14 protein-coding genes and 2 tRNA genes are annotated in these 11,760 nt (G+C 68.1%); 10 read left to right on the top strand and 6 right to left on the bottom strand.

The features are described from left to right. Positions 1–3: 3 nt before the first annotated feature. Positions 4–651 carry a DUF7095 family protein gene (locus tag LPA44_RS01560; RefSeq protein ID WP_230887837.1) on the bottom strand — a complete coding sequence of 216 codons (648 nt, stop codon included), beginning with the start codon at positions 649–651 and terminating at the stop codon, positions 4–6. Positions 652–784: 133 nt separating this feature from the next. Between LPA44_RS01560 and LPA44_RS01555 the strand changes: the two genes are divergently transcribed. The 3 genes from LPA44_RS01555 (at position 785) to ncsA (ending at position 3,851) form a co-directional block, all read left to right on the top strand. Continuing rightward, positions 785–2,170 carry an HD domain-containing protein gene (locus LPA44_RS01555; RefSeq protein WP_230887836.1) on the top strand — a complete coding sequence of 462 codons (1,386 nt, stop codon included), beginning with the start codon at positions 785–787 and terminating at the stop codon, positions 2,168–2,170. 195 nt (positions 2,171–2,365) lie between these two features. Continuing rightward, positions 2,366–2,743: a hypothetical protein gene (locus LPA44_RS01550; protein WP_230887835.1), complete on the top strand. Its 378-nt coding sequence runs from the start codon at positions 2,366–2,368 to the stop codon at positions 2,741–2,743. Positions 2,744–2,888: 145 nt separating this feature from the next. Further along, a complete protein-coding gene (gene ncsA / locus LPA44_RS01545; protein WP_230887834.1) occupies positions 2,889–3,851 on the top strand; it encodes a tRNA 2-thiolation protein NcsA in 963 nt (320 codons plus the stop codon). Between the two features lie 54 nt (positions 3,852–3,905). On the opposite strand, the gene ftsZ is transcribed toward ncsA, so the two are convergent. From ftsZ to LPA44_RS01530, 3 genes are all read right to left on the bottom strand, one after another. Further along, entirely contained in the window at positions 3,906–5,096 is a 1,191-nt protein-coding gene (gene ftsZ, locus LPA44_RS01540; RefSeq protein WP_230887833.1) for a cell division protein FtsZ, read from the bottom strand. A gap of 2 nt (positions 5,097–5,098) precedes the next feature. Further along, on the bottom strand, positions 5,099–5,266 hold the full coding sequence (locus LPA44_RS01535; protein WP_058981067.1) for a ribbon-helix-helix domain-containing protein: 168 nt from the start codon (positions 5,264–5,266) through the stop codon (positions 5,099–5,101). A 175-nt stretch (positions 5,267–5,441) separates the two neighbouring features. Continuing rightward, on the bottom strand, positions 5,442–5,960 hold the full coding sequence (locus LPA44_RS01530) for a zinc ribbon domain-containing protein (protein WP_230887946.1): 519 nt from the start codon (positions 5,958–5,960) through the stop codon (positions 5,442–5,444). Positions 5,961–6,080: 120 nt separating this feature from the next. On the opposite strand from LPA44_RS01530, the gene LPA44_RS01525 reads away from it, so the two are divergent. After that, positions 6,081–6,154: transfer RNA gene (locus tag LPA44_RS01525), tRNA-Tyr, on the top strand. 55 nt (positions 6,155–6,209) lie between these two features. Here LPA44_RS01525 and LPA44_RS01520 read toward each other — a convergent pair. After that, entirely contained in the window at positions 6,210–6,398 is a 189-nt protein-coding gene (locus tag LPA44_RS01520) for a hypothetical protein (RefSeq protein ID WP_230887832.1), read from the bottom strand. Positions 6,399–6,579: 181 nt separating this feature from the next. On the opposite strand from LPA44_RS01520, the gene LPA44_RS01515 reads away from it, so the two are divergent. From LPA44_RS01515 to LPA44_RS01495, 5 genes are all read left to right on the top strand, one after another. Then, on the top strand, positions 6,580–7,050 hold the full coding sequence (locus tag LPA44_RS01515; RefSeq protein WP_230887831.1) for a hypothetical protein: 471 nt from the start codon (positions 6,580–6,582) through the stop codon (positions 7,048–7,050). Positions 7,051–7,233: 183 nt separating this feature from the next. Then, entirely contained in the window at positions 7,234–8,184 is a 951-nt protein-coding gene (locus tag LPA44_RS18190) for a DUF4129 domain-containing protein (protein ID WP_230887830.1), read from the top strand. After that, positions 8,184–8,759, top strand: coding sequence for a DUF7269 family protein (locus LPA44_RS01505; RefSeq protein WP_230887829.1), 576 nt, complete (start codon positions 8,184–8,186; stop codon positions 8,757–8,759). The genes LPA44_RS18190 and LPA44_RS01505 overlap by 1 nt, the downstream gene beginning before the upstream one ends. 1 nt (position 8,760) lies before the next feature. Beyond that, the gene (locus LPA44_RS18020; RefSeq protein WP_330166470.1) at positions 8,761–10,104 is read left to right on the top strand and encodes a DUF58 domain-containing protein; all 1,344 of its coding nucleotides are present in this window, start codon (positions 8,761–8,763) and stop codon (positions 10,102–10,104) included. Beyond that, positions 10,101–10,598, top strand: coding sequence for a DUF7519 family protein (locus LPA44_RS01495; RefSeq protein ID WP_230887948.1), 498 nt, complete (start codon positions 10,101–10,103; stop codon positions 10,596–10,598). Before LPA44_RS18020 ends, LPA44_RS01495 begins: the two co-directional genes overlap by 4 nt. Here LPA44_RS01495 and LPA44_RS01490 read toward each other — a convergent pair. Continuing rightward, the gene (locus LPA44_RS01490) at positions 10,580–11,548 is read right to left on the bottom strand and encodes an AAA family ATPase (protein ID WP_230887828.1); all 969 of its coding nucleotides are present in this window, start codon (positions 11,546–11,548) and stop codon (positions 10,580–10,582) included. The two genes, LPA44_RS01495 and LPA44_RS01490, sit on opposite strands and share 19 nt — an antisense overlap. Positions 11,549–11,649: 101 nt before the next feature. Between LPA44_RS01490 and LPA44_RS01485 the strand changes: the two genes are divergently transcribed. Next, positions 11,650–11,734: transfer RNA gene (locus LPA44_RS01485), tRNA-Ser, on the top strand. Positions 11,735–11,760: the final 26 nt, after the last annotated feature.

Raw genomic sequence — 11,760 nt, 5'->3', positions numbered from 1 at the left:
ACTTCAAACTACGTCGCCGCGAACGGTCGCGCCCTCGGCCCGCTCGCGGCGGGTTTCGACGGCGTCGGCGGCGACTTCGGCTTCTTCCTCGTCGGCACCGAGCATCTCCAGTGCACCCGCGAGCGTGGGGAACACGAGTTCGCCGTCGCGGAGTTTCTGGAAGGCGTCGTCGCTACGCTCGCCGTCGGCCCATAGGCAGACGCCGCGCGGGTCGAGGACGTTCTCGTAGGTCTCGGTCGCTCTCGCGCCTTCGAGGCGCTGAGTGACGTTGTCCTCGAAGCCCGCGTTACACACTTCGAGGTGAATCGGCTCGTCGTCGTCGAGGAGGTGTGCGGCGAGACATCTCTCGGGCGCGACGTGGCCGCTCTCGTTCGCGCGCAGGTACTCGGGGTGGTCGTCGGCCCACGAGGCGCGCACGGTCTTCCCGACGCCCTTCACGCCGTACTCGCGCTTGAACTCCCCGGCGCGGTCGGCGTCGTCGCCGCGCATGAGGATGTCCTTCGTGAGGTAGACGTCCAGGCGCTCGACGGGGTCGAGGCCGAGCGCGACGTCGCCGTACACCCAGATTTCGCGCACGGGGACCGGCATCTCCTCGCTCGCGACGGTGTCGACGAGCTCCTCCACCCGGTCGACGGCGGCAGCTCTGTCCATCGACTGCTCGTAGCCCGCGAACGCCGAAAACGGTTCCGCACGCGCCCACCGACGCCGCGAATCGAAAGACCGACCCCCGCCGAGCTCCTAGAGCGGGTAATTCGGGTCGGTCCGCTCGGACCGACGATTCACCATGCCAGCCACGCAAATCAAAGACCCCGTCCACGGCTACGTCGAACTCGACCAGCCGCTCGTCGACAACGTCCTCGACAACCGTGCGTTTCAGCGCCTCCGCCACGTCCGCCAGCTCTCGGCGACCTACCTCGTCTACCCGGGCGCGAACCACACGCGCTTCGAGCACTCCCTGGGCGTCTACCACCTCGCGCGCACGGTTTTCGAGAACCTCCGCGAACAGTCGTACTTCTACCGCGACGCCACCACCGCGGAACTCGACGACATCCAGCGCACGCTCGAGTGCGCCGCACTACTCCACGACGTCGGCCACCCGCCGTTCTCACACCTGGGCGAGCGCTTCATCGACACTGACGACCTCCAAGACCGACTCGCCGAGCGCGGGCTCCGCGAGGCGTTCGACGACGCTGGCGTCGGCGACGCGCCGATTCGGGAGGCGTCCGCGCACGAACTCCTGGGCTGTCTCATCGTCCTCGAGGAGTTCGCCGACGGCCTCCACGAGATGGGTGTCGACCCCCACGACGTCTGCGCGCACATCCTCGGGTACAGCCTCGAGTACGAGCGCGGCGGCCGCTGGCAGCACGGCGTCGCCGCCCAGATTCTGCACTCCCCCATCGACGTCGATCGCCTCGACTACATCACGCGGGACAACCAGATGACCGGCGCGGACGTGCTCAGTTTCGACACCGACCGGATGGTCGGCTCCTACACGGCCCATCCGGAGGAAGGACTCGCGCTCTCGGACAAGGCCCTCTCGACCATCGGCAACTACCTCGAAGGCCGCATCGCGGTGTACATGTGGGTGACTCAGCACCACAAGTCCGTCTACGCCCACGTGCTCCTCAGCGAACTCCTCGACGAACTCGCCGCGCTCGCGGAGGAACCGCCAGTCACCGCCGACCGCATCCTCGACGACGAAATCGACGACAACACGCTCATGGAGCGCCTGCGCGTCGCCGCCAGCGAGCACCCCGACTCCACGCTCGCAGCGCTCTACGACCGCTTCCGCGCGCGCCGCTTCCCCGAGACCTGCTGGAAACACCGCATCGCGTACGCCGACCGCGTCGACGCGGACTTGGACGCGTTCAGCGACTGGCTGGTCGCCCACGCTGACCGCCTCGAAGCCGACCTCGCCGCCGAACTCGGCGTCCCCGACCACGAGGTCTGGGTCGAACAGTCCTACGTCCCCGAGTACGAGCCACAGGACCTCGAAGACATCCCCATCGCGTACGGCGGCACCACCCGCTCGGTCGGCGACTGGGGGCTCTACGGCGAGCGCGCGTTCGACCGCCCCATCCCGTTCGTCTACGTCCCCCACGGCGTCGAGAAGGAAGCCACCGGCACGCTCGTCGACTGGTTCCACGCCGAGAAGTACGATCAGGCGTAACGGCGGCTGTTCTCTGAATTTTCGCGATTGATTGGGTTGCTCGTAGTGACGTCGTCGGTAGACGGCCGCTCGCGGGTCGCTTCGCTCGGGCACGCTGCTCACGCATCGCTGCGCTCCGCGTTCGCCTAACGCGGCCGGCTGTCGACGGCCGCGCTGGCCACAACGGTCAAGCGCCACCCACCACCGCATCTACACATGGGCGACCAGACTTTCCGCGTGCTCGCAGCGCTCCGCGAACTCGCCGACGAGACCGACGAGGCACCGCCGACGGACGAAATCACGACCCGTGCGGCCGTCTCCATCGGCGTCGCGGAACGCGAGTTGAACACGCTCGACGCTGTGGGGGCCGCCGAGGAACTGAAGCCGGACGGCGAGCGCTTCGAGCCGACGGACATGGCCGTTGAGGACGTGGCGCGACGCGTCGACACCATCGACGAACTCGACACCGACGAGCGCTCGGCGTTGCTCAAAGCGCTCCGGCGTGGTGACGTCGACCCCGCCGACGTGCTCTACGACGTCCACGACGCTCGCGACGCTGCCGACCGCGCCGCGAGTTCCGAATTCGCGGGCTGACTCACCGCTCGCGCTTTTTCGCGACCGATTCTGTGCCCGAGATTCTCGCGCAGCCACCGATTTGTTATCCCGAAACGAGGTTTACCAGTCGCGGTGGTTCGTCGAGACGTAACGGTGAAACGCCGGCGCTGCCAACGTGTACGTAATGGATTGCACCAAGTGCGACCGCGAGGCCGTGATGCACGCGGCGTACTCCGGCGCGCACCTCTGCGAGGGTCACCTCTTCGAGAGCGTCGAACGTCGGGTGCGGCGGCGCATCCGCGAGGACGACATGCTGCCCGACGACGCGACGCCCGAGGACCCCGAAACGTGGGTCATCGGACTCTCCGGCGGGAAGGACAGCGTCGTTCTCACGGACATCCTCTCGGAGACATTCGCGGAGGACCCGCGCATCGAGATGGTCGCGCTCACCATCCACGAGGGCATCGAGGGCTACCGCGACGAGAGCCTCGCGGCCTGCGAGGAACTCACCGCGGACCGCGACATCCGCCACGAGGTCGTCACGTACGCCGACGAGTTCGACGTCGAGATGGACGACGTCGTCGACGACGACCCCCTGGACATGGCACCCTGCGCGTACTGCGGGGTGTTCCGCCGGGACCTCCTCGCGAAGTACGCCGAGGAGTACGACGCGGACAAACTCCTCACCGGGCACAACCTCGACGACGAGGCCGAGACCGCGCTGATGAATATCTTCGAGGGGAACGTCGAGCAGGTCGCCAAACACTTCGACGCCAGCCTCGGCCCGTTCGACGAGCGTACGCCCAAGGAGGACATGATTCCGCGCGCGAAGCCACTCCGCGACGTCCCGGAAAAGGAGGTCGCGCTGTACGCGCAACTTCGGGACCTGCCAGTTCACATGGCGGAGTGTCCGCACTCCAGCGAGGCGTTCCGCGGCGAGATTCAGGACCTGCTGCTGAAGTTAGAGGAGAACCATCCGGGCACGCGTCACTCGATTATGGCTGGCTACGAGGAGCTCGCGGGGCTCGCGGCCGACCAGTACAGCGACGAGGACGAGGACGTGGGCGAGTGCGAGGAGTGTGGCGCGCCGACGACGCGCGACCAGTGTCGGAAGTGCGCGCTGGTCGACGCCGTGAACGCAGTGTAAACGTGCGACACCCGCGGATCCGGGGTCGCTGACGACCGCAAAAGAACCGGGAGGTTACCGGATGACGTCGAGGCCGTTGTTCTTCTCGACCTCTTCCGTGCCGCCGTCGGAGTGAGCGCCGAACTCGTTGGTCGTGCCGGCACCCTCGTCGACGGCGCGCTGCTTCGCGTCGGCGTCGACGTCCTTGAGCTCCTGCCGGGACTTGTCCGCCTGCTTCTGCGTGCTCGGTCCGAGCACCTGCGCGGACTGCACGCCGGTCATGATGGCCATGACGCGGACCTTCCCCTTGTAGTTCTCCTGGATGCGCGCGCCCCAGATGACGTTCGCGCTCGCGTCCAGCCGCTCGGTGATGTTGTCCGCGATACCCTCGGCCTCTTTCAGCGTGAGGTCGGGGCCACCCGTGATGTGGACGAGACCACCGCTCGCGCCGCGGTAGTCGACGTCCAGCAGCGGGTGGTTCATCGCGTCCTTGACCACTTCGTTGGTCTTGTTCTTGTCCTGGGTCTCGCCGACGAGCATCACCGCGACGCCGCCCTGGTTCATGATGGCGGTCATGTCGGCGTAGTCCAGGTTGATGAGACTCGGCTGGGTAATCGTCTCGCTGATGCCCTTGACGGTCTCCGCGATAATCTGGTCCATCACGGAAAACGCCTTCCCGATTGGGAGGTTGGGCACGTAGTCGAGCAGCCGGTTGTTGTCGAGGACGATGATGGAGTCCGCTTCTTCGCGGAGCTTTTCCAGGCCCTCTTCGGCCTTGACCGTCCGAGCGCGCTCGACGTTGAACGGCGTCGACACCATGCCGACGACGATTGCGCCCTGTTCTTTGGCGATTTTCGAGACGACGGGTGCGGCGCCCGTACCGGTACCGCCACCCATGCCGGCGGTCACGAACACGAGGTCCGCGTCGCCGAGTACCTCTTTGATTGTGCCCTGGGCCATCTCGGTGGCGCGCTCGCCCATCGAGGGGTCGCCACCCGCGCCGAGGCCGTTCGTCAGGGACTTCCCGACGAGAATCTTCGTGTCGGCCTCGATCATCTTGAGGTGCTGTTTGTCGGTGTTGATGGCGACCGTGTCCGCGCCTTCGACACCGATGTTGTACAGCCGGTTGACGGTGTTGTTGCCCGCGCCGCCCGCGCCCACGATGACGATTCGCGGGTCGCCGAATTCGTCGCCGTCGCCGCTGGCGTCCATCTCGCGCTGTTCGGCTTCGGCGTTGTCGAGGGCGTCCTGAACGATGTCCTGCATCGTTACACCTTCGCCCAGCTGTTCGTGCTGGTCTGTTCGGTTTGTTCGTCTATCATCTCACGGACCGCCGACCGAATCGCCTCGCTACGATTCGGGAACTTACCCCGTTCGACCATCTGTTCGACCTCGTCGATCTGCTGTTTCGGAATGCGGAGTGTCACACGCTCCATATTTTGGTATCCCCGTTGTGGTAAGACGGCGTTTGGTTCCGTCCGTGTCTTACAGAATCGTTTGGCAGGTCATAATCCCGCGCTGTCGTGCGATTCTGTGTAAGACAACCGTCTTACGTACCACTACCCACAGCGTCACAACGTATATAATTAACGGCGGATGTAAACGAGCGTCTTACCGGTCGAGCGCGTCCGCCGACGCGGTCCGCCGCCCGCAGTGCGGACAGAACGACCAGTCCGCTCGCACCTCGTCGCCGCACTCGCAGAACACGCGGTGGGTCGCCTTCTCCCCACAGTTCGGACAGAACACGTGGTCGTCGGACAGCGACTCGCCACACTGCGCGCAGCTCTGCTCGCGGCTGCGGTCCGCTGCCCGCCCGCGACTCTCGCCGCGTGCCGGTTCACGACCTGGCGCACGCTGGTCGTCGCGCCGTGGCTCCGCGCGCAGCCCCTCGGCGGTATCGACCGTAATTCGTACGTTTACGTCGCGCTCGCGGGTTCGTGGGGCGAGTCGCCGCTCGACGAGTTCGTCGACGCGCTCTGCGACGACGTCGTCGATGCTGTCGTCTGCGTCGGACGCGTCGCCGTCGAGGTACGCCCGCAGCGCCGCGCGCATGACCTCGCTCTTGGACTCGTCGAGGTCGTCGACGGCGTCCACGAGGTCATCGTCCGCGCGGAAGGTAATCTTCGACATGCCCGTTCGGTAGTACGTAATACCGCCGGGGACTTCAACCCACCTCATGCGTCTGACGCGCGTCGTCCGTTTCCGAATGGTAACCCTTAAATCCGAACCACGGCGTACGCAAGAGTGCATCCGCCCTTAGCTCAGACTGGTAGAGCAGTCGACTGTAGATCGACTTGTCCCCCGTTCAAATCGGGGAGGGCGGACTTTCTCTGCGGTCGATTCGTGGCCGTTTACGCGACACTAGACGTAGTCGCGCTATCAGTTCGCACTCGCCGCCTCGCGTGCACGCAGGCCCGTGTGGATGACCGGTGTCGCGAGGAGGACCGACGCGACACTGAGGAGCGATGGGACGAATACGCTCCGCACTGGCGTGACGAGGGCTGTCAGGGCGAACGTGGTGAGGAAGACTGCCCAGCCCCCACAGATGACACACGCTTCGTGTCGCATACACGCGGACGTTTCACAGAAGACACATAAGTACGGCGTCGTGTTCTCAGCCGCTGCAGAATCACTTACAGTGACAGCTACTCCTTCGACTGCTCCGGTTGGGAAATTCACACACAATCGAGGCGGAATTTTCGACAGTGTCCCCGAAAATATTTTGCCGGACAACGCGGAAACACCGTACGTGACACATCTAGTCGCGGACGGGATCCGGCTGTCACTCGCGGACGTGCTGCCGGACGACGTGGTGACCGTCGACGCTGCGGCAGTCCGCGACGTCGTCGCTCGCGACGATCCCGACGTCGTCGTCGTGGATGCAGCCACGGTTGCCGACCCCGCTGCCGTCGTGAATACGGTTCGTTCGACCACCGACGCGGCCATCGTTGCTATCGGGACGACGGCGCTCGACGCCGACGTCGCGTGTGCATCGTCCTGTGAGGGGTCCGTCCGTGCCGCCGTCGAGCGCGCCCGCCACATCGCCTCCTATCGGCGCTCGGTATCGGACCTCTACGAGGCGTGCCGCGAGCGCGCGCTCGGCCGGCCGGACGAGGACGTTCGCGAGCGCCGCCGTACCGCCGACGAGGAGTTCGCGTCGCTGCCCGATGACCGCGAGGCGTTTGCCGCCGCGCTCCGCCCGGGGGACGAGGATGGTTGAGGCGTTCGCCGTCGCGTCCGGGTCGTCCGGCGGAACCGGCGACGGGTCGGCGTAGTCGGCGAGCACGGACATTACGAGTAATCGGTTCGTTACTTAATTTAAAACTTCACGAATAGTATCGAACCTGGTGGGGTGAGTGAACTGTTCGCAAGACCTATACTGTCAACATCGTAAACGCCGGCAGTGGTCCGCAACCGACGCGCCCTCCTGGTAGCCCTCCTCTGCGTGCTCGCGGTCTCGCTGGCGGCCGCGACGCTCGCGAACCCCCAGCAGCCAGCCGGCGGCAGCGGCATCGGTGGCTCTGGACCCGACTCCAGTGGCACCGCCGCCCAGTCCGGCGACGGTGGCGACGGGCTCGACAACCCGGAACCCGCCGACGGCGAGGAAATGTTCCGCCTCGAACCGGTGTGCGTACCCGTGCTCGCGACGCCGGCCGCTGGCTTCGCAATCCTCGGGTTCGCCCTCGCTCTCGGCCTCGTCGCGTACTGGCGGGACGGCATCGCGCCCGCGTTCATCGTCGTCTTCGTCACGTCGACGGTGCTGTTCCCGGCCCTGCTGTTGCTCACGAACTGTAGCGGCGAGATGCCCGACGACCGTACGGGTGGCGGCATCCTTCGCGACCTCGCGTACGGGCCCTCCGCGGGCGGCGAGACCGGCGGCAGCGCGGGGAGTGAACTGCTGTTCTCGCCGCCGACTGTACTCCTCGGATTGCTCGCAATCGCCGTCCTGCTCGGCGCCGTGGCGTTCCGCGCGACCGGCGACGACGAACCACCCGTGCGCGAGCCCGTCCCCGAACCAGCGCCCGCGGCCGACGACGAGACGCTCGGCGCGCTCGGGAGCGTCGCCGGCGAGGCCGCCGACCGCATCGCCGCGGACGCGGACGTCGAGAACGAGGTGTACCGCGCGTGGCGGGAGATGACCGACCACCTCGACGTCGCCAACCCCGAGGCCAGCACGCCCGCGGAGTTCGCGGCCGCCGCCAGCGACGCCGGGATGGCCCGCGAGCACGTCGACGAACTCACGGACCTCTTCCGGTCGATTCGGTACGGCGGCGCCGAGGTCACCGCGGACCGCGAGCAGCGCGCGGTCGACGCGCTCCGGGCCATCGAAGCCTCCTACGGGGGTGACGCGTAGTGCTGCGGCGCGTCCTGCTCGTGCTCGGCTTCGCGTTCACCGCGCTCGGTGTCGCCGTCGCCGCCATCCCCTCGATTGCGACCACGCTGCGGCTGCCGGACGTGCCGCGCGTCGTCGTCGCCGCGCTCGCAGTCGTGTTCGCACTCGCGACACACGCCGCCCGCAAGAAGGTGGACTTCCGCGACCCAGACGAAGCGGTCGTGCGCGCGTCCGGCCTAGAGGGTCGCTATGAGCCGCCACGACCTGGCGCGGAAATCGACACGGAGCTCGCTGTCGGCCCGCGGAACGGCACATCGAGCGTCGACACTCGCCTCCGGGAGCGCCTGCGTCTGCTCGCTGTGCGCGTGCTGTCGGACGCCGAGGGTTGGTCCGAGGACGAGGCCCACCGCCGCCTCGACGACGGCACGTGGACCGACGACCGCACCGCCGCCGCGCTGTTCTCCGAGGACGTCAACCCGGCCGCACAGCACCTCGTAGCCTCATTCGCGGGCATCGAGTCGACCCACGAGCGCGAAGTCCGGCACGCGCTCGCCGAATTGGAATGCCGCTCGGGCGTCGACGCCGGAGGTGACTGACGTGAGCACGACCACCACGGCGGAAGCGGAGACGACAGCCGAGGCGGACGGCGAGCCTGACGCCGATTCGGACGCCGACGGAATCGGCACGACGCTCACGGGCGTGACCACGCGCGAGACGAACCGGTGGCGGGGCGTCACTGCGCTCTCCCTGCTCGCGGCCGCAGCCGGCATCGCGTCGTCGTCGCCCGCCGCGCTCCTGCTCGCCGTGCTCGGTGTGGCGTACGCCGCCTACGGCGAGCTGTTCGCGGCGCCATCGCCGTCGCTGGGCGTCGAGCGGACGATTCACGCTGACGACCCCGAGCCCGGCGACGAGGTCGACGTGATGCTGTCGGTCAGCAACGACGGCGCGTTCCTCCCGGACCTCCGCGTCGTCGACGACGTGCCCGCGGGCGTCGAAGTCGTCGACGGGTCGCCGCGGCTCGCGACCGCGCTCCGCTCGGGGAAGTCGGCGACGCTCCGGTACACCGTCGAGATGCACCGCGGCCAGCACGACTTCGACTCGATGCACGTCCGTGCGCGCGACCTCAGCGGCGCCCGCGAGACAGAAGCCACGATTCCCACGACGTCGAGCGTGGCGTCAGTCCCCGAACTCCCCGAGTTGGCGTCGTTCCCGCTGCGCGAGCAGACGGTCCAGCGCGTCGGCCGCGTCCCCACCTCGCAGGGCGGGTCGGGCGTGGAGTTCCACGCGACCCGCGAGTACCGGCCCGGCGACCCGCTCTCGCGCGTGGACTGGCACCGGCTCGCGCGCACCGGCGAACTCTCGACGGTGCAGTACCGCGAGGAGCGCGCCGCCACCGTCGTCGCCGTCGTGGACGCCCGCGACGCCGCACACGTCGCCGTCGAGTACGGCGTCGAAGCCGCGGGCGGGGTCGCGTCAGCGCTGCTCGACGCCGGCGACCGCGTGGGCGTCGCTGCGTTCGGCCCGCACTGGGAGTGGCTCGCGCCCGGAACGGGCCGCGACCACTGCGTCCGCCTCCGGGACGCGCTCGCCCGCGGCCGGGGGTTCGCCGCGCTCGCCCCGGACCGACGATTCCTCGGCGCGCTCGTGTTCCGCCGCCTCCGCAAGCACCTGCCCGCGGACGCGCAGGTAGTGTTCTGCTCGCCGCTGGCCGACGACAACGCCGCCGAGTACGTCCGCCGCCTCGAAGCCGGCGGCAGCCCGGTGACGGTTGTCTCGCCGGACGTCACCGGCTCCGACACGCTCGGCCAGCAGGTCGCGCGCATCGAGCGCGCCACCCGAATTCGGTCGCTGCGCCGCGCGGGCGTCCGCGTCGTCGACTGGTCCGCCGAGGCCTCGTTCCCGGTCGCTGTCGCTACCGCCAGCCGGGGGTGGTCGCAGTGAGCGAGTTCGACGCGCGCCCGCCCACGCTCGCGTTCCTCGGCGTCGCCGTCGCCGCCGCGCTCGTCGTGCTCCCGGTCGCGGTGGGCTCGACGGCCGGCCTCGTGCTCGCTGGCCCGGGGGCCGCGGCGGTCGTCTTCGGTGCCCGCAGCGCGACCCGGTCGTACGTCACGCTCGGCGGCACGCTCGCGTTCCTCGGCGTCGCCGTCGCCGCCGCTACTGGTCTCCCGACCGCACTCACACTGATTGCGGGCGTCGCCGCACTCGTCGCCTACGACACCGGCGAACACGCCGTCACGCTCGGCGTCGACGTCGGCGCGGACGCGGCCGTCGCGCAGTCCGTCGCCGTCCACACCGCCGGGAGCGTCGCGGTCGCGTCCCTGGCCGCTGCTCTCGGGTTCGGCATCTACCAGTTCGGACCGACGAGCCTCCCCGTGACCGGCCTGATTGCGTTGCTGTTCGCGGCCGTCTTCCTCGCCTACGTGCTCGGCGACTGAGTCTCGACGGTCGGCACCGGCACCGAGTCGAGCACGTCGCCGACGACCTCGCGCTTGTCCGTGTTCTCGACGGCGGCGTCCGGCGTCAACACGAGCCGGTGCGCGAGCACGTTCGGCGCCAGCCGCTTCACGTCCTCCGGAACGACGTACTCCCGGCCGCGGAGCACCGCGCGTGCCCGTGCCGTCTCGAACAGCCGCTGGGTGCCGCGCGGACTCACGCCCACCTCGACGCGCCGGTCCTCGCGCGTCTCCCGCGCCACCGACACGACGTACTGCAGGAGGTCGTCGTCCACGCGCACGTCCTCGGCGACCGCCCGCACCGCCTGCACGCGCTCGGCGTCGAGGACCGACTCGACGGTCGGACTGCGCGAGAATCGCCCCGCGCGGCGCCGGAGCAGTTCCAGTTCGCCAGCCTCGTCCGGGTAGCCGATGCCCGCCTTCGCGACGAACCGGTCCATCTGCGCCTCGGGGAGCGGGAACGTCCCCTCCTGCTCGACGGGATTCTGGGTCGCAATAACGAAGAACGGCTCCGGCAGCTCCATCGTCTCCCCGTCGATAGTCGCTTGCCCCTCCTCCATCGCTTCGAGGAGCGCGGCCTGTGTTTTCGGCGGTGCGCGGTTGATTTCGTCAGCCAGCAGCACGTTCGCGAAGATGGGGCCGGGTTGGAACTCGAACTCCCGGGACTTCTCGTTGAACACGTGCGTCCCCAGCACGTCCGCCGGCAGCAAGTCCGGCGTGAACTGGATGCGGCTGAACTCCAGTCCGAGCGCGGTCGCGACGCTGCGCGCCGTCAGCGTCTTCCCTGTTCCCGGAACGTCTTCGAGGAGGACGTGGCCGTCGGCTAGGAACCCGACGAGGACCGTTTCGAGGAACTCGCGGTCGGTCACGACCGCGCGCTCGACTTCGCTCAGGACGGCGTCGCATTCGTCACTCGCAGCAGTGACGTCCATAGGCGTTCGTTCAGTCCGTTGCGTTTAGTGGTATCGGTTGACACGACCTCGCTCCCGCCAACCGTAATCCCTAAATCCGACAACGGCGTTCCTCCAAACGAGCCGAGGTAGCCTAGCCTGGCCAAGGCGGTTGCTTCGAGAGCAACTGTCCTCACGGACTCAGGAGTTCAAATCTCCTCCTCGGCGCTTCTCTAAACTGTCACCGCCGAGCG

This window comes from Halobacterium sp. KA-4, assembly GCF_021028995.1.
Lineage (GTDB): Archaea > Halobacteriota > Halobacteria > Halobacteriales > Halobacteriaceae > Halobacterium.
The sequence above is the reverse complement of the archived record's forward strand: the minus strand, read 5'-3'. Positions and strand labels throughout refer to the sequence as shown.